Source organism: Pseudoduganella sp. R-31, assembly GCF_049913235.1.
Classification (GTDB): Bacteria; Pseudomonadota; Gammaproteobacteria; order Burkholderiales; family Burkholderiaceae_D; genus Rugamonas.
This window is the reverse complement of the sequence record NZ_CP183986.1, coordinates 2002944-2022973: the sequence shown is the minus strand read 5'-3', so window position 1 is coordinate 2022973 and position 20030 is coordinate 2002944. Positions and strand designations below refer to the sequence as shown.

Genomic DNA, 20030 nt, shown 5'->3' with positions numbered 1-20030 from the left:
GCTTGTCTCCGGTTAGTGATGGTTTGCTTGCAACAATAGAGCTTGTCGCTTACTGCGCCCTTACATTTTTCGAGGCGCTACTTTTGCCATTTTAATCACATCCTGCCCCTCTGGTACAGGCGGCGCTGGCAGCGCGCGGTCGACCAGCAATACCAGTTTGCGCCGCGCCCATCCGCCCAACTGCCACTCCAGCAACCAGTGCGAAGCCGAAGCAAGCGGAATCGCCAGCAACAGCGCGAGATAGACCTCATTCCAGCTTCGGGTGTGCAGGTAGTGCTGGTCCAGCCAGCGGGTCAAGACCACTTGGCCAAGAAAATGAGTGAGGTACATCGAGTAGGAGACGTTGCCGACCCACTGCAACCAGCGCGGCGTGCGCAAGGTCACCGTTTTGCTGGCGATGGCCAGCACCAGCAGCATCAGTGCCAGCGGCCAACCCCACCCTGCCGGCCCGTGAAATCCGCCCACGCCGGACCAGCCCCACCACAGCACGAAGCCTGCGCTGCAAGCCACGGCTTGCCAGGCCAGCGCCGCATTGGGGAAGCGGATGCCAGGGTTCAGGTAAAGCAAGCCGATCCCCATGCCGGCCACGAATTCCCAGATGATCGGGTTGGTCATCAGGTGCAGGTAAGGAGTGTCAAACATCAGGTACTGGCGCACGTCCAGCGTCGGCCCGCCTGCCGCCAAGGGCAGCAAGATCAGCGTCAGCACCATCCAGCTTGCCAGCGCTAGCCAGCGCAAGCGCCCTGCCAGCAAGCTGGCGCCAAACACCAGGTAAAAGTACATCTCGAACGCCAGCGTCCACGCCAGCGGGAACACCAGGCCAAAGAACGGGGCATCCTGCGCCGTCACCGGGCGCAAGGTCAATGATTGGAACAGTGCCTGCAGGTGTTCCGCATCCTGGAAGAACCACAGGCCATCGCGCTTGATGAAGATCCAGGCGAGCGTCACCACCACATAGGCCGGCCAGATGCGCGCAAAACGCTTGGCCGCGAACAGCGCCGCATCGCGCGGGCCGCCTGCGCCTTGGGTGGTGTAGACCATGATAAAGCCGCTAAGCAGGAAAAACAGGTCGACGCCCATCGCCCCTGGCAAAAACAGCGCGGTGGCCAATCCTTCATTCGGCGTACCGTCCAGGAAAAAGCGGCCATGTGTCAGGACCACCAGCAGCACGGCGAACCCGCGCAGGCCCTGCACCCAATCGAGCTTCATAATCTTCAGGCAAATTAGACAAAACGGCAATGTAGCACAGCCGCCCCGCTACCACGCCACCGTTGCGAGTGTAGAATATCGGCTGTTTTTCAAACGCTCCACCAATATCCCCAGATGACCGAACCTCAGAACTCCAACGGCAAACGCCTTAGCCCTATCCCCGCCTTTATCTTCATGTCCCGCTGGTTGCAGCTGCCGCTGTACCTGGGCCTGATCCTGGCGCAGTGCGTCTATGTGTTCCATTTCTGGGTCGAACTGAAGGACCTGATCGGCGCGGCGCTGGGCGACGCCCATTCGCTGGAGCACATTATCTCCGTGACCTTCCACGGGGCTGAAGGCGCTCCCACCAAGCTGACCGAAACCGTGATCATGCTGGTGGTGCTGGGCCTGATCGACGTGGTCATGATCTCCAACCTGCTGATCATGGTGATCGTGGGCGGCTATGAAACTTTCGTCTCGCGCATGCACCTGGAAGACCACCCGGACCAGCCGGAATGGCTGTCGCACGTGAACGCCTCCGTGCTGAAGACCAAGCTGGCGATGGCGATCATCGGGATCTCCTCGATCCACCTGCTGAAGACCTTCATCAACGCGAAAGACTACGAGCCCAAGGTCCTGATCGCGCAAACCGTGATCCATATCGCATTCCTGCTGTCCGCAATGGCGATTGCGTACACCGATCGCATCACCACCCTGACGCACAACGATTCCAAGCACCACTAATTAGCCAACGAGCCAATCATGACCATCATCAAGCAAGACGACCTGATCGAATCTGTTGCCGCCGCGCTGCAGTACATCAGCTACTACCACCCTGCCGATTACATCCAGCACCTGGCGCGCGCGTACGAAGCCGAGCAAAGCCCGGCCGCGAAAGATGCGATCGCCCAGATCCTGACCAACTCCCGCATGTGCGCGGAAGGCAAGCGTCCGATCTGCCAGGATACCGGCATGGTGAACGTCTTCCTGAAGATCGGCATGGGCGTGCGCTTTGAAGGCTTCAAGGGCACCGTGACGGACGCCGTCAATGAAGGCGTGCGCCGCGCGTACAACTTCTCCGACAACAAGCTGCGCGCGTCCATCGTGGCCGACCCGCACTTCGAGCGCAAGAACACCAAGGACAACACCCCGGCCGTGGTCCATATGGAACTGGTGGAAGGCAACACCGTGGAAGTAGCCGTTGCGGCCAAAGGCGGCGGCTCCGAGAACAAGACCAAGTTCGTCATGCTGAACCCTTCCGACTCGCTGGTCGACTGGGTGCTGAAGACCGTGCCGCTGATGGGCGCCGGCTGGTGCCCGCCAGGCATGCTGGGCATCGGTATCGGCGGCTCCGCCGAAAAAGCCATGCTGCTGGCCAAAGAGTCGCTGATGGAAGACATCGACATGTTCGAGCTGAAAAAGCGCGGCCCGCAGAACAAGCTGGAGGAGCTGCGTATCGAACTGTGCGACAAGATCAATGCCCTGGGCATCGGTGCGCAAGGCCTGGGAGGCCTGACCACCGTGCTGGACGTGAAGATCAATATGTACCCGACCCACGCTGCCTCCAAGCCGATCGCCATGATCCCGAACTGCGCGGCTACCCGCCACGCCCACTTCGTGCTGGATGGTTCCGGCCCGGCCTACATCGAGCCGCCAAAGCTGTCCGACTGGCCTGATGTCACCTGGGCTGCCGACACCGAGAAGTCCAAGCGCGTCGACCTGAACACCCTGACCAAGGAAGAAGTGGCGTCCTGGAAGCCGGGCCAGACCCTGCTCTTGAACGGCAAGATGCTGACCGGCCGCGATGCCGCCCACAAGCGCATCCAGGACATGCTGGCCAAGGGCGAGCAACTGCCGGTGGACTTCACCAACCGCGTGATCTACTACGTTGGCCCGGTTGATCCAGTGCGCGAAGAAGTTGTTGGCCCTGCCGGCCCGACGACCGCAACCCGCATGGACAAGTTCACCGACATGATGCTGGAGAAAACCGGCCTGATCTCCATGGTCGGCAAGGCGGAACGCGGCCCGACCGCGATCGAATCGATCCAGAAGCACAAGTCGGCCTACCTGATGGCGGTCGGCGGCGCGGCATACCTGGTATCGAAAGCGATCAAGGGCGCCAAGGTGGTCGGCTTCGAAGACCTGGGCATGGAAGCGATCTATGAATTCGACGTGGTCGACATGCCTGTCACCGTGGCCGTCGACTCTACCGGCACTTCCGTGCACAACACCGGTCCGAAAGAATGGCAGGTGAAGATCGAGTCCCTGAAGGCGGCGCAGCCAGCATAAATGGTCCATCCTGTCCCCTTCTCCGCCGACGCGCCGATCGGCGTCTTTGACTCCGGCGTCGGAGGGCTCTCCGTGCTGCGCCATATCCACGCGCAGCTGCCGCACGAGCACGTGCTGTACTTCGCCGACTCCGCCTTTGCCCCCTACGGCGCCAAGACGGACGAATGGCTGGTGCAGCGCGCGATTGCGGTGACGGCTTTCCTGCTCGATAAGGGCGCGAAGGCGCTGGTAGTGGCCTGCAATACGGCCACCGTGGCTGCCATCAAGGTAGTACGCGCCGCCTATCCTTCGCTGCCCGTGGTTGGCGTGGAGCCGGGCCTGAAGCCTGGCGCTGCGGCTAGCCGCAATGGCACGGTCGCAGTCCTGGCGACGGCAAGCACGCTCCGCGGTGAGAAGTTCCTGGCGTTGCGCGAACAGATCTCAGGCTCGAACGGCACCCGCTTCCTGCTGCAGCCCTGCGTCGGACTGGTAGAACGCATCGAACAGGGCGATCTGACCGGTGACGAAACAGCAGCCATGCTGAAGGGCTATGTTGAGCCGCTGCTGGAGCAAGGCGCCGATACGCTGGTCCTCGGCTGCACGCACTACCCGTTCGTGCGGGACGCCATCGCACAGCTAGTTGCGGCACGCGGCGACGCTGCCGCGGTCACGCTGATCGACACCGGCGACGCCGTAGCCCGCCAACTGGCACGCCTGCTGGAAGGCGCCGGCCTGCTGCGTCCAGGAGGCACGCCAGCCCACCTGCATGGCTACACCAGCGGCAACGCAGAGGCTCTGAAGCAGCAGTTTGCCAGCCTGCTCGGACTGCACCCTCAGGTCGATTCCGTGGCCGTTTGAAATATATTTGCCAGATTATCGGAGTCCCTATATAATCTCGGCTCTGTCGCGCTACGGTGCGATGGAAAAGAAGTTTTCAGTGGTGGCTGTAGCTCAGTTGGTAGAGTCCAGGATTGTGATTCCTGTTGTCGTGGGTTCGAGCCCCATCAGCCACCCCAAATTTCTTAGCTGAAAATGAACGATAAAAATGGCCGCATTTGCGGCTTTTTTTTCATCCAGATCATCGCCGCAGGGTGGCACGCAAAGTGTCAGGCAATTTACGCTTACCATTTCCATGACCAGTTCACTGTGGCCTAAAAATGGGTTATCGCGGATTTCCGGAATGACCATGCTTTAAACGCAAGAGAGCAATGAGTAAGAGTTATTGTGTTTGTACCTCCAAACCCTCTAACTAACCCACTGCTCTCATGCCAAATCATAGACTCAGCCTCCCATTTGGGAAGCTGGGTTACGCTGCTACGGTTGTAGTCGTTGCCGTACCCAGCGCATTAGTTGGCTTAATCGCCGTTCGCGAGTGTCGCGCCGATAGCCGGGGTTCGTAACACCGTGGAGCAAGGAGCAAGCGATGGCACGCAGCAACGCCATCCAACCTTTCCTACTCCCCGCCCTAAAACTACCCCTGTACTGGAACTTAGTGCGCATGCGCTGCTCCATGAATACCGGTCAGCTCAAGGGATTTACAACAAGATAAGGGTCATGAAACGGGTGACCTATGACTACCGCGACTCTGAACTCTTCCTCCTGAAGGTCAAAGCAACGTTTCCCGGCAATCCGCGATGAATTCTGCCATAGTGCCGTTGTGCACGCGAGCGCTAACGATTCGCTTCGGCGCTTTCGGCAACAGCAGCCTATAAGCCTTCATGACTCGATAGAAGTGCTTGTGATTAAACAGCGCCAGGCCCGCTGCCATGCGCCGGCGGTTGACCAGCGCCCAGTGCGTCGATAGCCGTACGTCGGCAATTGACCAATCTCCGCGCGAATCGCGTCGACCAAGGCAAGGTCGGCAAGTACGTCCATCTCGCGCACCGTGCGGCCATCAACCCAATCCGGCGACCGCGTTATCAACTCAATCACGTGAGAGCGCGCCACGCCCAAGGCCTCGCAGACCGGTTTCACTGGTCGTCCTTCGGCAACAAGGGCGCGGGCAAGCCACTTTTTTTTCGCGGGCAAAGTCCACGGACTCCTTCAGAATTTCAGCCTCCATGGCTTTTTTGCCCAGCATGCGCCGCAGGTGTGCGATTTGGGCGCGGGCGGCTGCGAGCTCGCTGGCTGGCACGACCGATTCGCCGGCATGGACTGCCACCAGGGCGCCTTCGCGCTCCAATTTCCGCCAGTTGAATAGCTGGCTCGCGCTGATTCCGTGTTTGCGCGCCACCAGCGAAACGCTCATTCCTGGCTCGTACGTTTCGCGCACCAGTGCTGCCTTTTCTGCTGCGGACCATCGACAACGCTTCTCGTCGCTGACCGCCACCAACTCGATTGATTGCCTGCTCTTAGTCATATGCCTAGTCCTATTGCTAGTCGTAAGGATAATGCATAGACTGTGTCCGGCGATTCAGGAAGCTATCTCAGTCGCCAATTACAACAATGCGTTAGCAGCAGTCTGGCGGCAGTTTGCTGGCACGTATTTGAATTTACTCATCGAATCTACGCTACAAGCCCAGGTGAGTTGGTGGGTTGGAATAATGCCCTGGGTTAGTCGACTGCCAAGAGCACCATTGGCGCCTGCGCCATCGAAGGGAGTCATGGTGAGCGTTACATTCCCGGCTTTTTCGGTTGTCTTGACAGTAATCACACCACCAATGTCGACGCTAAGTACTAATACAATGTTTTGCGTCGCTTTACCTACATTAAGAGGAGTCGCAAACGGAGTGCCATTGGCAGCATTGTCGGCAACCGCAATTTTAGCAGCATCAGCAACAGCCATTGCTTCGGTCACACGAGCGCGAACGGCATAGTCTTGGTATGCCGGCAAAGCAACTGCCGCCAGAATACCAACGATCGCCACGACGATCATCAGCTCGATCAGGGTAAAACCTTGCTGCGCTTGCTTCTCGCATTGTGCGAACTTCATGCTTCTCTCCTACTAAGTATTGCGAATCACGACGACTCAACGTTTTACTTCACACAGAATGCTCAGCAATGAGCGTGCCAGGCATCTAGACGGTTTTTGCCGTGCAGGGTGTGCCTGGCATCCGAATTATGAAAGCTACCGGCACGAACAAGACGGGCGCTTCGCATATAAGCAACACTCACAAGCTCGGTCAACACCAACAGGCTAAAAGGATGCATGCCTGACTTAGCGTAATGAAAGTGAAGCCACTGGGCAGCAAAATGCATTAGCGGTGCTTACCAAAAAGCCATGCACGACATTATGGATTTGGCACCAATTGTATGAAAAATGCCCGCAAAGAGCGGGCATTTTTTTAGTCGAGCTAGCCGCTAATTACAGCAGAGCTTTAGCTTCAGTTTGGCGGCAGTTTGCTGGTGCGTACTTATATTTCTTCTCGTCGCTAATGCTGCAGGCCCATACGATTTGGTTGACTGGTGGAGTACCTGCAGTCAGACCGGTGCCGATAGCGCCATCAAACGGGGTCATGGTGATAGTGAAAGCACCTGCTTTATCAGTCGTCACGACGGTGATAACGCCGCTAGCGTCGATTGCAGGTGGGGTTGCAATGTTTTGCGTCGCCTTACCTGGATTCAGGCCAGTTGCAAACGGAGTGCCATTGGCAGCGTTGTCGGCTACGGTAACTTTAGCGGCATCAGCAGCAGTAATTGCTTCAGCAACACGGGAACGAACGGTGTAGTCCTGGTATGCAGGCAGGGCAACAGCTGCCAGAATACCAATGATCGCCACAACGATCATCAGTTCGATCAGGGTGAAACCCTGCTGTGCTTGCTTCTTGTATTGTGCGAATTTCATGCTTCTCTCCTGTTGAGTGTTGGGAGCCTCATCGGCTCAAAGTTTTGCTGCACACCGCATACTATGCAATGAGCGTGCCAGGCCAAATTCGCGATGTTTTTGCCGTTTTTTGGCAATATCTTTGGTGCATCTCGCCCGGTGGCGCAGGTCCATGCTGCGCCACAGTTTTGGCGTGGCACGACAATCAGCGTATCATCCGGGCTTGGCACAGCCTTTTGATGCGCCACGGCAACTATTACCCCGTAAGTTTCTGCCCAGAATATTCCTGAAATGTTCGCTAGCAAACTTTACTGAAGATGAGAAATGAACCAACAGATCAAAATTAGCACCGCCATCACATTGACCGGTTGGAGCAAGCGCACGTTTTGGCGCAGATTTGCCGATGGTTCGGTGGAACGGGGCGCCGAGAACCATGTAAAAGCAAATGAAGTTTCGACAGTTGTGCTGGATTCAATACTTCCGCACCTATGGGTGACGCTAACAGCCGAGGATTTACAGCTTGTATTAGATGCAGATGCGGGCCATGCGCAGGCCCAGTCCGATTTGGCACTACTTTTTCGTGACTTAGAGAAGCACAAGGAGGCGCTGTACTGGCTCGAACTCGCGATAAAGCAGGGCGATGTGAGCGCGATGCACTGGATGGGCCGGGCTTACGTCGAGGGCACAGGTGTTCCCAAGGACGACAATTTAGGGCTGATGTGGATTGCGAAGGCTGCAGCTGGTGGCCACATCGTATCGCAGGCGCAAATTTCCGGAATGATTCGCTGTGTTACAGTAACGAACAGCGATTGACCAGACCATATCGTGGGGGATTCTCCCAGTTAAGTTCAAGCCTTCTGCCCCCCAAAAGGTCCGGTTGCGGATTTTGCTGATTTCAGACAACCCTCCAGGATTCGTGTGGACTTCCAGTCTTTGAGTTGCCCGCAGTGTGGCGGAGTGCTGCCACGCCAGGCCATTTGGCGCACCGTCGAGTGCCCATATTGCGCCGCCACCGTCACCCGTTCCGATGCCGTCGTCGACGTGGCGCGCTTCCGCGAAGCGCTCCTGCGCTTCCAGAACGACCCGGTCGGCCAGGATGCCCGCTGCGGCGAACGGCGCTACCGCATCATCCGTCTGTTATACGAAGGCGCTGGTTCGCGTGTCGTGCTGGCACGCCGCTGCGGGCGGCTGGGCGAACACGTGGTGCTGAAATACGCCGACGCGGCCAAGCTGGGGCGCGAACACGACATCCTGCGCCAACTGCAGGCGGACACCTCGCCGGGCTCCGCATATTTTTCGCAGCGCCTGCCCGAATCGATCGCACTGGGCCCGGACGGCAATGGCGGCACGGTACATATACTGCGCCATCCACCGGGCTATTGGGGAAGCCTGGCCGAAGTCCACCGGCATTATGGAACCGGTCTTGATGCGCGCCATGTGGTCTGGATGTGGCGCCGCGTGCTTGAAGTTCTGGCGCACGTGCACAGTATCGGCTGGAGCCATGGCGCGGTAAGTCTGGAACATATGCTGGTGCACCCTGCCGACCATGGCGTCTTCCTGATCGGCTGGTCAGGCGCGAAGCGGGCTGGCGACCAGTCGCGCGACTTGCTGCAGTCGGCGTGGAGCATGCGCGCCCTGCTCGCCGGCCAGCGTGCTGGCGATGACGCGCCAGCTTTGCCGGCGTCGGTTCCGGCGCCCCTGGCGGAGTTGCTGCAGCGCGCCTGTTCCGACGCCCGCTGGCTTCGGGCGCAAGGCGCAGCAGGTTTGCACTACGAAGTCACCAGCGCAGCGGCAGCCGCTTTCGGCCCGCCGCGCTTCCTGCATTTCCACCCAACGCATTAATCGTATCCAAAGGAGCCAAATTGGGACACGGTAACTACTCCTTCGCAGCCCACGCTGCCCTGGTCGCCGACCGCGCATCCGCGTCGCGCACCGAAGTATTCCAGCAACGTGCTTGCCATCCCCTGATGAACCCCAAGGGCATCAAGATGCGCGAGTCGCGCGACAATGCCGACCATCCGAACTCGCTGGGCATTGTCTTTGCGCTCGACGTCACCGGTTCGATGGGCGACATCCCGCAGCAGCTGGCGACGAAAGAGCTGCCGACCTTCATGCGCTTGCTGATGGCTTGCGGCGTCCCGGACCCGCAAATCCAATTCATGGCAATCGGCGATGCGGTATCCGACCATGCGCCTCTGCAGGTCGGCCAGTTCGAATCGACCGCGGAATTGATGGACCAGTGGCTGACCTGGAGCTATATCGAAGGCGGCGGGGGCGGCTCGGGCGAGGAGAGCTATGAACTGGCCTTCTACATGGCGGCCCAGCACACCGACCTCGATTGCTGGGCCAAGCGCCGCAAGAAAGGCTACTTGTTCCTGACCGGCGATGAACTGCCCTACCCTGCGGTGTCGCGCCACCAGGTCGAAGCACTGGTCGGCGACCGCCTTGACCAGGACTTGCCGATTGAAGAGGTGATCGCAGCCGCTTCCGAGACTTTCCACTTGTTCTTCCTGATTCCCGACCTGCAGCGCCGCCAGCGATGCGAAGCGCGCTGGCGCGAGCTGCTGGGCGATCATGTGATCTGCATGGAAGCGCCGCAAGATGCCTGCGCAGTTGCCGCCTCCATCGTGGCCCTGACCGAAGGCGCCTTGCCGAAGCTGGACGCCTTGCCAGGCGTGCTGTCCGGCGAAGGCATCGACGGCGGCCGCGTGTCCGCTATCGTCCGCGCCCTGCGCCCATATGCAGCGCTGCTGGATAAGGGCACGGCGCACGACATTCCGGTATCGTCGCCGGCCGTGGCGCTCGGCGAACGCCCTTGGTGGAGGCGTCTGTTTGGCTGAGGGCAGGATCGTATCGGTCATCGGACTAGCCTTTGGCGACTGCGGCAAAGGTTTGTTCACGGATTACCTTTGCCGTACCAGGTCGGCACACACGGTAGTTCGCTTCAACGGTGGCGCGCAGGCCGGGCATAATGTGGTCCTGCCTGACGGCCGCCATCACACCTTCTCCCAGTTCGGCGCCGGAACGTTCAATCCCGGCGTTGCGACCGTCTTGTCCGCGCCAGTCGTGGTCCATCCGACCGCGCTGCTGGTCGAAGAAACCTACCTGCAGCGCGCGGGCATCAGCGATGCGCTGGACCGCCTGCTCATCGACGCCCGCTGCCTCGTCACGACGCCATACCACGAAGCAGCCGGCCGCCTGCGCGAACGCGCGCGCGGCGCCGCTGCACACGGAAGCTGTGGCGTAGGCTTCGGCGAAACGGTTGGCCATGCGCTGGCCCAGCCCGAACAGGCGCTGCGCTATGGCGACTTGCTGCATCACTCACGCGTCCGCGAAAAGCTGGAAGCCATGCGCCACCACCTGCGCGCTGCGCTACCCACCCGCGCTGCGGCGCTGGACCATCAAGACGCAGCAATCCTGGATGATCCAGGTTTCGGGCTGCTGTGGCTCGAACACGTACAGCGCCTTATCGCCAAGGTAGCGCCCTCCGCGCCCGAGCAGGTCGCCGCACAACTCACGCGACCCGGCAGCATTGTGATGGAAGGCGCCCAGGGAATGCTGCTCGATGAGTGGCACGGCTTCCACCCGCATACGACCTGGAGCAGCACCAGCCCCGTTGCCGCCGAAGCCGCTCTGGCCGGCTACGGCCTGGCGGAACGCATTACCCATTTCGGCGCAATGCGCAGCTACCTCACCCGCCACGGCCAGGGCCCCATGCCAACCGAGGACCGGGCTTTGCAAACCCTGGCAGAACCGCATAACGCCGACAGCGGCTGGCAAGGCCGCTTCCGCCGCGGCCATCCAGACGCCGTCCTGCTGCGCTACGCGCTTGCCGCCGCGGGCCGCATCGAAGGCCTGCTGGTCAGCCACCTCGACGCATTCCGGGGCGGGGCCGAACTGCGCTGGGCCCACAGCTACAAGCTGCACGGCGGTGAAATCCGCGACCTCTCCCTCGCCAGCCAGCCCGACCTGGGTCACCAGGAAGCGCTGTGCGCGCAGCTGCGCGCTGCGAGCCCCAATTACGCCGACATGCCCATCGCCGACGCCGACGCATACGTCGATGAACTGCAAAGCCTCACGAACCTGCCCGTGGTCCTCGGCTCGTACGGCCCGACCTGGCAACACATTCGAACTGGAAAATAGGGCGCATTCCGACCGCATTGCCGCCTAAGCTGGCGGCATGGATACCTACCCCGTCATTGAATTCCGCCGCTACACGACTGTAGAAGGCGGGCAGGCAGCGTTCTCACGCTATTTCGAAAACCTGTTCCCGGAAGCCTTCCAGCAGCTGGGCGCGCTGGCGCTCGGCCAGTTCACCGAGCGCGGCAACCCGAACAGCTTCCTCTGGATGCGCGGCTTCACCAGTTGGGAGCAGCGCGCCGTGGTCAACGCCGCGTTTTACTACGGCCCGGTGTGGAAGGAGCACAAAGCCACGCTGAACGGGTTGATGACCGACAGCGATAATGTGCTGCTGCTGCGCCCTTTGCAACCCGGCAGCGGCGTGCCGGTCATGCCCGCCGTCGATCCGGTGCTGGAGTCCGAAGGCGCACAGGGCGAAGCGGTAGCGGTCCTCTGTACGGTCAAGCCCGGCCAGCTGGAGCGCTTTTCCGCACTGGCAGCGCCGGCCTTCGCAGCCTGGCGTGATTCCGGCTGGCGCGATGCCGGCACCCTTGTCACGCTCGACATGCCGAACAACTTCCCGCAGTTGCCGGTGCGCGGTGATGGCCCGCACTTGGTCTGGCTGGGCAGCGCCGCACCGGGCTGCCAGCCGCCAGCGCTGGAAGCACTCCCTGACCCGGCCCGCGACCTGCTGCGCGAACCGCCCGAACGCATCCTGCTGCGGCCGACGCATCGTTCACGCCTGCGTTACCACACGAAAATTTAGGCAACATTCGTTGTGCTACAGCATTTGTTTTGGGGATAGAATATCGACTCAGAGAACGTTGCAAATATGGAAAAAGTCATGTCTGAGTTGAAAGAACTATCCACTTACAGCAAGGACACCCCGGTTGGCCTCCCTGCCATTGGCGGGCGCGCCGGCGTGTTCGTCCCGACCGACCTGTTCGACCTCGCCAATTCCACCACCATCCGCAAGGGGGCCGGCATTGTCGGCTTTGGCAACCCGGACGGTTCGCTGACTGTCTACTTCGAAGTCAACCGCTTTGACGACTCGTCCCTGCACAAATGGGAGAACAAGGCGCGCAAGGCATACGATCGCATGGTCGCCGTGGCGCCGACCGTTTCCAAAGCCAAGATGGATGCCCGGTTCCTGGAGCAGGTTGGCTATATCGACGGCGCCGGCATTACGCTGAAGGAGCCGGACCGCCTGAACGACTGGCTGAACCTGTCCAACGCCCTGGATACCGCGCCGGAAGCGCCTGTCGTGTTATGGGGTAAAAAATAGCGGACGAGCAATAGTCCTACAAAGGCATCGGCAGCTCTCCGATGCCTTTTTTGTTTGCACTTGATTAAGATGAGATCATAATCTTAGGCAGGAGCATCCCATGTCCCACCATCCATTTGCCAGCAGCGCTGTGCTGCTTAGCCTGGTGGCCTCTGCAACCTGGCTGCTGTGCTCGGCGGACGTGCTGACGCACATCCCCCTCTTCTTCCACTGATTACCAGCGACGGCCACGATAGCCGTGGCGATGGCGGTTGGTGAACAGGAAGTCAAAGCCAATTGTCACCGGCGGGTAAGCATACACCGGCGCTGGCGCATAGTAAGGCGCAGGCGCCACATAGACTGGCTGCGGCGCAACATACACAGGCTGCTGTTCAACATACACCGGCTCGCTCGAATAGGTCACCTGCGAACCGGAACGCGCAGCGGTACCGTTCGGCACCGGCGTCACCGACACCGTCCGCCATTCATATGGATTGCTGGAGGCATAGCGCACCGGCTGTTGGGTGGCGCAACCGGCCAGGCCCAGGGCCAGCACCGGCAAGATCATCAAGGTTTTCATGGCATTCTCCTTCCCAGGATTCAACTATAGGGAAAAATCGCGCGCATGTCGCAGGTTTTACAAATGCTTACCGCGGGCAACTCAAATATACGGGATGTCGCAATTGTCGACCGCCTTGCCCGCCGCATCGACGCGCTGGGCACATAGCCGGTAAGTGATCCCATAATCCATGTCGACCCGGTACACCTTGCCATACGGCAGGGATACCGTCTCCTGCAACACGTGCTGGTAGCTCAGGGCCGGCACGTCGGCCGGCACCGCGATCGATGTATGGAAGTTGCGGCGGCGGTCTTGCTGGCGGCGGTGCACGTCGACGTTCAGCCCCAAGTCGAGCGTAATGCCGCCGCGCTCGAAGGCGTAGCGCGTGACGTTGCGCGAGGCAAGCAGCACGCCCCAGGCGCAAGGCAGGGCATCCGGGCAATGTTTGAGCTGGGCCAAGGGGAAGATTTCCTCGTTATTACTCAATTCCTGGAGCTGCCAGGCGGTGCGAGTACCGTCCAGCTTGCCGCTCGCCGCATTCGGCCAGGTCATGGAATTGACGACAACAACATACTGCTTGTTGCGCACCGGGTCATTCGGGTCGCGCCACATGGCGCAACCGGATAGCAAAATGCCGGCTAGTGGAACGAGAAACAGAACTTTCATACGGGCTATCCAGACGTAATACCCGCAGATTAACAAAAAACGGCCCACGAGGGGCCGTTTTCTTGTACAGGAACACCGGTCAGTCGAGCTTCCAGGCGTAGTCCACCTTGGTCCAGGTCTCGGCCGGCGCACCGTCCTTGGTGCCCGGCTTGAACTTGCAGGCGCTCAGCGCCTTCATTGCAGCCTTGTCCAGGTTCTTGAAGCCGGATGACTTGTCCAGCTTGGAATCCTTGACGTCGCCGTTGGCGGCAACCAGGAAGGACATGCTCACGGTGCCCTGCTCTTCATTCATCAGGGACGCTTTTGGATACTCAGCCTTGCAATTCTTGGCATCGAACGATGCTGGTACTTCGGCCGCGAAGGCCGATGCGCCCATTGCGAGCGCTGCAGTGATAACACTCAACTTGGTCATCATGATGTTCCCCTACCGAATGAGAAAAGAAATGATTTACAGGGACCAGACGTAGTCGACCTTGGTCCAGGTCTGGGCTACGGCGCCGTCCTTGGTGCCTGGTTTGAATTTGCAAGCGGTAATGGCCTTGACTGCCGCCTTGTCCAGGTTCTTGAAGCCGCTGGATTTATCCACTTTGGAATCCATCACCTCGCCCGAAGCCGAGATCAGGAAGGACATGGTGACCTGGCCCTGTTCCTCGTTCATCAAGGAAGCTTTCGGGTATTCAGCCTTGCAATTCTTGGCATCGAATACTGCTGGGGTTTCGCCCGCGAATGCGGAAACGGAAACGATGGATGCTGCGATAAAACCAATCAGACGCTTGTTCATTTCAAATCCCAATCAAAATTTATAAAAGACTGCGGGTGTGTCCCCGATTATTAGAATTCTTCCCACTCGTCGCTGCCGGCGGTGGCGGCCACCACTTTCTTCGGCGCTGGCGCGCTCGCGGCATGCCGCTCGCCCGGCTTGGCGGGAGCCGCGCGTTTCGCCGGAGCCTTCGGCACCACGGCAACAGCGGTCTGGGTGACGGCCGGCTTGGCGGCGGTCAGCGCAAATTCGGTTTCAGCGTCCAGCTTGAAGATCGACACCACGCGCGACAGCTCGCCAGCCTGGTCTTGCAGCGACTGCGCAGCGGCAGCAGCTTCTTCCACCAGCGCAGCGTTCTGCTGGGTCATGGCATCCATCTCGATGATGGACTGGTTCACCTGCTCGATGCCGGCGCTCTGTTCCTGCGAAGCGCTGGCGATTTCGCTCATGATGTCGGTGACGCGGCGCACGGAAGCAACCACTTCATCCATGGTCACGCCAGCCTGGCCGACCAGTTTCGAACCACGTTCCACTTTCTCGACCGAGTCGCCGATCAGGGACTTGATTTCTTTCGCGGCGCCAGCGGAACGCTGGGCCAGGTTGCGCACTTCCGATGCCACCACGGCGAAGCCGCGGCCCTGTTCACCGGCACGCGCTGCTTCGACAGCGGCGTTCAGCGCCAGGATATTGGTCTGGAAGGCGATACCGTCGATCACGCCGATGATGTCGACGATCTTGTTGGCGGAAGCATTGATCGAGCTCATGGTCTCGACCACTTGCGATACCACCTGGCCGCCTTTCAGCGCCACGTCGGAAGCCGATGCTGCAAGCTGGTTGGCTTCGCGGGCGTTGTCGGCATTCTGCTTCACGGTGGAGGTCAGTTCTTCCATCGCGGAAGCAGTCTTCTCCAGCGACGAAGCCTGCATTTCGGTACGCGACGACAGGTCGATATTGCCGGCAGCGATTTCGCGCGAAGCGGTGCCGATGGTTTCGGTACCCTGGCGCACCTGGCCAACGATATCCACCAGGCTGTCGCGCATTTCCTTGATTTCGACCAGCAGCGAATCCTTGTCGGTGGACGCGGTGTCGATCTGCACCGACAGGTCGCCATTGGCGATGGCGCCAGCGATCGACGCCGTGTAGTCAGGCTCGCCGCCCAGTTGCTTCAGCAGGCCGCGGGTGATGACCCAGGCTGCGAAGATCGACACTACCGTGGCGGCCAGGCCTGCCACGATCATGAACAGGCGTGCCGACGAGAAGCCTTCAGCGGCTTCCACTTTCATTTCTTCGTTGATCTTGTCTTCCAGCGAAGCCAGTTGGACCAATGCTTCGGTCCACTTCTTCTGCGCCGGCTTGATTTCCTTCAGGTAGATCTTGGTTGCGGCCAGGGCATCATTGGCCAGCCACAGTTCGGATGCCTTCTTCACGGCAGGCAGCACCAGCGCTTCCTGCGCCTTCACTTGCGTCAGCAGTGCTTTTTCTTCTGGCGTGGCATCCTTGGCGTACAGGGCGCTCAGCTTGGCATCGGCGTCCTGGTAATCCTTCAGCTCTTTGTTGATGCGGGCCAGTTCCGGCTCCATGTCGGAAGGTTCGGACATCAGCGTCAGGATCTTCAGGTCGCTGACGTTTTCAACGTTGTTACGCATGTCGACCACCAGCCGGGTAGCCACAGCATTCACACTCACCACATGATCCAGGCGGTCCTGAATCTGAGCCATGCGCCAGATGCCGACGATGGTGATAATGACGAGAAACGCCAGTACCAGGAAAAATCCGAGGGCGAGGCGGGCCCCTACTTTCATTTTGCTCAAATTCATTTCGGCTCTTAATTAGAAGATTTTCGATTGCCTGAAGGATGCTTTAGTGAAACATTAACCACATCCACTGACCCTTGCTGCTACGCAAGTATCGACAGTAGCAAACTATGACTGCGAATGCAAAGACCGCTATCGCCGCGGGATGAAACCTGTCGTATTTCATCCCAAAAACGCGGTAGGAACCGCAAATTGCAAGTGTGTATCAAGGAAATTATAGACGTGAGGTTTCCACAGGGCAAGCAAATTTTGCTTACCCTGTTGGCAATTGAACTTCCTTCGGAGAAACAGCTCAGCAGCAGCGCAAATCGGAAGTGAATACGCAGGACAACTCGCGTTTACTTGGTTCGACTGAAAGCGTCGAGCAGGATTGCCGGATCGCCTGCCGCGAGTTTGCTGGCATCGGACAAGGTCTGGCGATACTGGCGCGCGCCCTGCAAACCCTGGGCCAGGCCCAGCATATGACGGGTGATGGTGTTGATCTTCAAGCCCTTGCCGCCCTCTTTCGCAAGCTGTTCCTCGATATACGGGATCATCGCCTCGAGCACCTGCTGGCGGCTGCGCGGAGGCTCGCTCGCCCCGTAGTAGCGCTGGTCGAAGGCAGCCATCAGATAAGGGTTATGGTAAGCCTCGCGGCCCAGCATCACGCCATCCACGTGCTGCAGGTGGGTATCGATTTCTTCGAGGGTCTTGATGCCGCCGTTGATCAGGATCTCGAACTGGGGGAAGTCTTTTTTGAGCTGGTAAGCGTATTCGTACTTCAGCGGCGGAATCTCGCGGTTTTCCTTGGGCGACAAGCCCTTCAGGATAGCGTTACGCGCATGCACCACGAAGGTCGTGCAGCCGGCTTCCGCCACGGTACCGACGAAATCGCGCACGAAGCCGTAGCTTTCCTCATGGTCGATGCCAATGCGGTGCTTGACGGTGACCTCGATATCGACCGCATCCTTCATCGCCTTGACGCAATCGCGCACCAGCTGCGGCTCGGTCATCAGGCAAGCGCCGAAAGCGCCCTTCTGCACCCGCGGCGACGGGCAGCCGCAATTCAGGTTGATTTCATCGTAACCCCACTTCTCGCCCAGTTTGGCGGAAATGGCAAGATCCTTCGGATCGGAGCCGCCAAGCTGCAGCGCCACCGGATGCTCCTCCTCATTGAAGCGCAGGTGGCGCTCCACATCGCCGTACACCAATGCCCCGGTCGTCACCATCTCCGTGTACAGCCAGGTGTACTGCGAGATCAGGCGATGGAAATGGCGGCAATGGCGGTCGGTCCAATCCATCATCGGCGCCACGGACAGGCGGCGGGAAGGCTTGGGGGCGATCGGGGTGGTCATAATGCAAAGGTCAACAAGAAGGGCCGCATATTATAGCGAAAGTCGGGGTCAGGTCTGGCAATCCGCCATTTTGGCGGATTGCCAGACCTGACCCCGACTTTCAAGCGAAGAGTTCTTCGACGCGGGACATGCGGCGGGCCGCTTCGCCTGACAGGGCGCCGGAGGCGGTCATGATCTGGCGGATGCCTTCCAGCGCGCGCTTGCGGTCGACGTCGGCCAGCAGCTTTGGCACCGCCGACATGGCGCGCTCTTCATCCAGTTGCAGGATCATGTTCTGTTCCTGCACCACTTCCTTGAAGCGGGCCAGCGATACGCGCTCCTTCGCCGGCAGCAGTGTGCGCAGTTCACGCAGCACGCCAAAGGCCCGCTCGTCGGCCACGCGCACTTCGGGACTACGGGCGATATACAGGATCGACCGCACCACCGCTTCCCTTTCGCCGCCGCTCGCCAGGCGCTTGGCCGCTTCGGTGCGCCGCGCGGCCACCACCGACTCGCGCGCAATATCGCGCCCGATGCGGCGGCGAATATTGGCCGAATCGGCGCGCAAGCCCAGTAGCGTCTGCAGCAGCGGCTGGCCATACGTGGACAGGAAGAACTGCTCCACCGACTGGTCGCGCATCACCTGGTACTGATCCAACGCCGCCACGATCTGCTCGGAAGCCGCCTCCTGCATCCTCAGGAAGAAGTTATCCTGCGCAACGGGCTTGCGCTGCCCGCGCACTTGCTCGGCCAGGGCGCTGATCCCGCCCAGGAAAGGATTCATATCTGAGAACAGCTCGTAGCGCATGCGGTAGGGATGCATGCGCCGCATCCACTCTGCCGACTGCTCATTGGTTGCGGCCTGCACGAACGGGCTGACGAAAGTGCGATACAGCCCCTGGTTGATTTCTGACAGCCGCGCCACCGCGGCAAAGCGGCGTTCATCTTCATCGTCGTTGCCGCCCAGCGCGCGCAATTCGTTCAAGTCGCGCCTTTCAAAGCGTACAACGTAATTACCCGCTGCCAGCTCGGGGCTGTGCACGCCGTCACCGGCCTTGTCGATAAAGACCGCTTCGTAAAGCCCCGGCGGCAGCACGTCGATCAAGTCCATCGAGCGCGCGAATTCATCGTGCTCCTTGTTGGCGACGGAAGCCGACACGAAGATGCCAAGGTGCCCGATCGATTCGTGCAATGTGTACACCACGGTCTGCCCGCCAGCCACCAGCGCCGCATCGTCTTCATACAGGTCAAGCAGCCAGCCCAGCGCCTGCTGCGGCGGCGTGATGTCGTCGCCCCAGGAGCAGAACACTACAATCGGTGAGCGGATATTGCGCAGGTCGATGCGGCGCCCGGCCGTGTCGTGGATGGTGCCGTTGCTCAGTCGGTTGCCGACGAACAGGTTGTCGGTGATGAACTGGATTTCCTCCGCGTTCAGCAGCACCGGGTTGCCCCACCAGCGCTCGAACTCGAGGAAGCGCTTTTCCTCGGTGTCCACATTGGCATACACGTGGTAGCCCTTCTTCCAGTAGGTATTGGAAGGGTTCATGTTTTCGAAGTTGCTGACCAGGTGGGCGCCATCGAACTTGCCGTTGCCAAGGTCGCCCGCCAGGGACGTCATCCAGGTGCCGCCGGTCAGGCCGCCCAGGTAGCGCAAGGGATTCTTGCCGCGCACGCCGGCCCAGTAAGACAAGGGCGCGCCAGCCAGCACCAGAGGCCCAGCCAGCTCGGGATGCAACGCCGCAGTCATCATGATCTGCCAGCCGGCCTGGCAGTTGCCGATCAGGGCCGGCTTGCCTTCGGCCTGCGGGTGCAGGTAGGCCACCTGTTCGATGAACTGGGCTTCGGCATGGCAGACGTCCTCGATGGTCTGCCCCGGCACCGGCGCCGGCAGGAAGCCGATGAAGTAGCAGGGATTGCCCGCCTTCAGGACGACGCCGATCTCGCTGTCCTGCTTCATGCCGCCGATGCCCGGGCCATGCCCGGCGCGCGGATCAACGACGATGAAGGGTCGCTTGCTCTCGTCGATCTCCACGCCCTCAGGCGGGATGATCCGCATCAGCGAATAATTCACCGGCCGCGGAAGCGTACGGCCATCGATAACGGTCTCGAATTCGAAATTGAGCACATGCGGCGCGGTCTCGCGTTCGCGCGCATTGCGCTCGGTCCCGCGGCGATACAGCACGTCCATGAAGAGGATCGAACGCTGCCAGGCGTCGGTCCAGTACTCCACTGCTTGCGCTGCAAGGTTGGTTTGGTCGGCCATGCAATTCTCCCTCAGCGTGTATCTGATCATTTACATGATTACTATGCCCTGCT

The 20030-nt window shown here is 60.1% G+C and carries 19 protein-coding genes, 1 tRNA gene and 1 pseudogene; 10 read left to right on the top strand and 11 right to left on the bottom strand.

Annotated features, from left to right (window positions below; genetic code table 11):
* Positions 1–60 precede the first annotated feature (60 nt).
* Positions 61–1209 carry an acyltransferase family protein gene (locus ACN9MY_RS09185; RefSeq protein ID WP_426337180.1) on the bottom strand — a complete coding sequence of 383 codons (1149 nt, stop codon included), beginning with the start codon at positions 1207–1209 and terminating at the stop codon, positions 61–63.
* A gap of 114 nt (positions 1210–1323) precedes the next feature.
* Here ACN9MY_RS09185 and ACN9MY_RS09180 point away from each other — a divergent pair, with 114 nt between their 5' ends.
* The 4 genes from ACN9MY_RS09180 (at position 1324) to ACN9MY_RS09165 (ending at position 4472) form a co-directional block, all read left to right on the top strand.
* Positions 1324–1932, top strand: coding sequence for a TIGR00645 family protein (locus ACN9MY_RS09180; protein ID WP_426337179.1), 609 nt, complete (start codon positions 1324–1326; stop codon positions 1930–1932).
* An 18-nt stretch (positions 1933–1950) separates the two neighbouring features.
* A complete protein-coding gene (locus tag ACN9MY_RS09175; RefSeq protein WP_426337178.1) occupies positions 1951–3477 on the top strand; it encodes a fumarate hydratase in 1527 nt (508 codons plus the stop codon).
* Entirely contained in the window at positions 3478–4314 is an 837-nt protein-coding gene (gene murI, locus ACN9MY_RS09170) for a glutamate racemase (RefSeq protein WP_426337177.1), read from the top strand.
* A gap of 82 nt (positions 4315–4396) precedes the next feature.
* A tRNA-His gene (locus ACN9MY_RS09165) sits at positions 4397–4472 on the top strand.
* A gap of 605 nt (positions 4473–5077) precedes the next feature.
* Here ACN9MY_RS09165 and ACN9MY_RS09160 read toward each other — a convergent pair.
* From ACN9MY_RS09160 to ACN9MY_RS09150, 3 genes and pseudogenes are all read right to left on the bottom strand, one after another.
* A pseudogene (locus ACN9MY_RS09160) lies at positions 5078–5815 on the bottom strand (transposase); the annotation flags it as partial.
* Between the two features lie 78 nt (positions 5816–5893).
* Complete coding sequence (locus ACN9MY_RS09155; RefSeq protein WP_426337176.1) at positions 5894–6388, bottom strand: pilin; 495 nt, start codon at positions 6386–6388, stop codon at positions 5894–5896.
* A gap of 372 nt (positions 6389–6760) precedes the next feature.
* On the bottom strand, positions 6761–7240 hold the full coding sequence (locus ACN9MY_RS09150) for a pilin (RefSeq protein ID WP_426337175.1): 480 nt from the start codon (positions 7238–7240) through the stop codon (positions 6761–6763).
* A 303-nt stretch (positions 7241–7543) separates the two neighbouring features.
* On the opposite strand from ACN9MY_RS09150, the gene ACN9MY_RS09145 reads away from it, so the two are divergent.
* The 6 genes from ACN9MY_RS09145 to ACN9MY_RS09120 all read left to right on the top strand — a co-directional run bounded on the left by ACN9MY_RS09145 (position 7544) and on the right by ACN9MY_RS09120 (position 12623).
* Entirely contained in the window at positions 7544–8032 is a 489-nt protein-coding gene (locus ACN9MY_RS09145) for a tetratricopeptide repeat protein (protein ID WP_426337174.1), read from the top strand.
* Between the two features lie 144 nt (positions 8033–8176).
* Entirely contained in the window at positions 8177–9061 is an 885-nt protein-coding gene (locus ACN9MY_RS09140; RefSeq protein WP_426337173.1) for a protein kinase family protein, read from the top strand.
* 20 nt (positions 9062–9081) lie between these two features.
* Entirely contained in the window at positions 9082–10059 is a 978-nt protein-coding gene (locus tag ACN9MY_RS09135; protein ID WP_426337172.1) for a VWA domain-containing protein, read from the top strand.
* Entirely contained in the window at positions 10052–11362 is a 1311-nt protein-coding gene (locus tag ACN9MY_RS09130; RefSeq protein ID WP_426337171.1) for an adenylosuccinate synthetase, read from the top strand. The genes ACN9MY_RS09135 and ACN9MY_RS09130 overlap by 8 nt, the downstream gene beginning before the upstream one ends.
* A gap of 37 nt (positions 11363–11399) precedes the next feature.
* Positions 11400–12104 carry an NIPSNAP family protein gene (locus ACN9MY_RS09125; RefSeq protein ID WP_426337170.1) on the top strand — a complete coding sequence of 235 codons (705 nt, stop codon included), beginning with the start codon at positions 11400–11402 and terminating at the stop codon, positions 12102–12104.
* 78 nt (positions 12105–12182) lie between these two features.
* Entirely contained in the window at positions 12183–12623 is a 441-nt protein-coding gene (locus tag ACN9MY_RS09120; protein ID WP_426337169.1) for a hypothetical protein, read from the top strand.
* Positions 12624–12837: 214 nt separating this feature from the next.
* Here ACN9MY_RS09120 and ACN9MY_RS09115 read toward each other — a convergent pair whose 3' ends face one another.
* The 7 genes from ACN9MY_RS09115 to ACN9MY_RS09085 all read right to left on the bottom strand — a co-directional run bounded on the left by ACN9MY_RS09115 (position 12838) and on the right by ACN9MY_RS09085 (position 19977).
* Entirely contained in the window at positions 12838–13182 is a 345-nt protein-coding gene (locus ACN9MY_RS09115) for a hypothetical protein (RefSeq protein ID WP_426169910.1), read from the bottom strand.
* Positions 13183–13263: 81 nt separating this feature from the next.
* A complete protein-coding gene (locus tag ACN9MY_RS09110; protein WP_426169907.1) occupies positions 13264–13827 on the bottom strand; it encodes a hypothetical protein in 564 nt (187 codons plus the stop codon).
* Between the two features lie 79 nt (positions 13828–13906).
* Positions 13907–14239 carry an energy transducer TonB gene (locus ACN9MY_RS09105; protein WP_426172157.1) on the bottom strand — a complete coding sequence of 111 codons (333 nt, stop codon included), beginning with the start codon at positions 14237–14239 and terminating at the stop codon, positions 13907–13909.
* Between the two features lie 36 nt (positions 14240–14275).
* Positions 14276–14608, bottom strand: coding sequence for an energy transducer TonB (locus tag ACN9MY_RS09100; protein WP_426169904.1), 333 nt, complete (start codon positions 14606–14608; stop codon positions 14276–14278).
* 50 nt (positions 14609–14658) lie between these two features.
* Positions 14659–16404: a methyl-accepting chemotaxis protein gene (locus tag ACN9MY_RS09095; protein WP_426337168.1), complete on the bottom strand. Its 1746-nt coding sequence runs from the start codon at positions 16402–16404 to the stop codon at positions 14659–14661.
* 335 nt (positions 16405–16739) lie between these two features.
* Positions 16740–17735, bottom strand: a complete 996-nt coding sequence (dusA, locus tag ACN9MY_RS09090) for a tRNA dihydrouridine(20/20a) synthase DusA (RefSeq protein WP_426337167.1) — start codon at positions 17733–17735, stop codon at positions 16740–16742.
* A gap of 100 nt (positions 17736–17835) precedes the next feature.
* Positions 17836–19977 carry a DUF3141 domain-containing protein gene (locus tag ACN9MY_RS09085; RefSeq protein ID WP_426169899.1) on the bottom strand — a complete coding sequence of 714 codons (2142 nt, stop codon included), beginning with the start codon at positions 19975–19977 and terminating at the stop codon, positions 17836–17838.
* Positions 19978–20030: the final 53 nt, after the last annotated feature.

Coding starts and splice junctions, on each gene's coding strand:
- dusA (WP_426337167.1), bottom strand. CDS start 17,735: ATGACCACCCCGATCGCCCCCAAGCCTTCCCGCCGCCTGTCCGTGGCG.
- ACN9MY_RS09180 (WP_426337179.1), top strand. CDS start 1,324: ATGACCGAACCTCAGAACTCCAACGGCAAACGCCTTAGCCCTATCCCC.
- ACN9MY_RS09100 (WP_426169904.1), bottom strand. CDS start 14,608: ATGAACAAGCGTCTGATTGGTTTTATCGCAGCATCCATCGTTTCCGTT.
- ACN9MY_RS09105 (WP_426172157.1), bottom strand. CDS start 14,239: ATGACCAAGTTGAGTGTTATCACTGCAGCGCTCGCAATGGGCGCATCG.
- ACN9MY_RS09125 (WP_426337170.1), top strand. CDS start 11,400: ATGGATACCTACCCCGTCATTGAATTCCGCCGCTACACGACTGTAGAA.
- ACN9MY_RS09175 (WP_426337178.1), top strand. CDS start 1,951: ATGACCATCATCAAGCAAGACGACCTGATCGAATCTGTTGCCGCCGCG.
- murI (WP_426337177.1), top strand. CDS start 3,478: ATGGTCCATCCTGTCCCCTTCTCCGCCGACGCGCCGATCGGCGTCTTT.
- ACN9MY_RS09095 (WP_426337168.1), bottom strand. CDS start 16,404: ATGAATTTGAGCAAAATGAAAGTAGGGGCCCGCCTCGCCCTCGGATTT.
- ACN9MY_RS09110 (WP_426169907.1), bottom strand. CDS start 13,827: ATGAAAGTTCTGTTTCTCGTTCCACTAGCCGGCATTTTGCTATCCGGT.
- ACN9MY_RS09085 (WP_426169899.1), bottom strand. CDS start 19,977: ATGGCCGACCAAACCAACCTTGCAGCGCAAGCAGTGGAGTACTGGACC.
- ACN9MY_RS09185 (WP_426337180.1), bottom strand. CDS start 1,209: ATGAAGCTCGATTGGGTGCAGGGCCTGCGCGGGTTCGCCGTGCTGCTG.
- ACN9MY_RS09155 (WP_426337176.1), bottom strand. CDS start 6,388: ATGAAGTTCGCACAATGCGAGAAGCAAGCGCAGCAAGGTTTTACCCTG.
- ACN9MY_RS09120 (WP_426337169.1), top strand. CDS start 12,183: ATGTCTGAGTTGAAAGAACTATCCACTTACAGCAAGGACACCCCGGTT.
- ACN9MY_RS09145 (WP_426337174.1), top strand. CDS start 7,544: ATGAACCAACAGATCAAAATTAGCACCGCCATCACATTGACCGGTTGG.
- ACN9MY_RS09150 (WP_426337175.1), bottom strand. CDS start 7,240: ATGAAATTCGCACAATACAAGAAGCAAGCACAGCAGGGTTTCACCCTG.
- ACN9MY_RS09115 (WP_426169910.1), bottom strand. CDS start 13,182: ATGAAAACCTTGATGATCTTGCCGGTGCTGGCCCTGGGCCTGGCCGGT.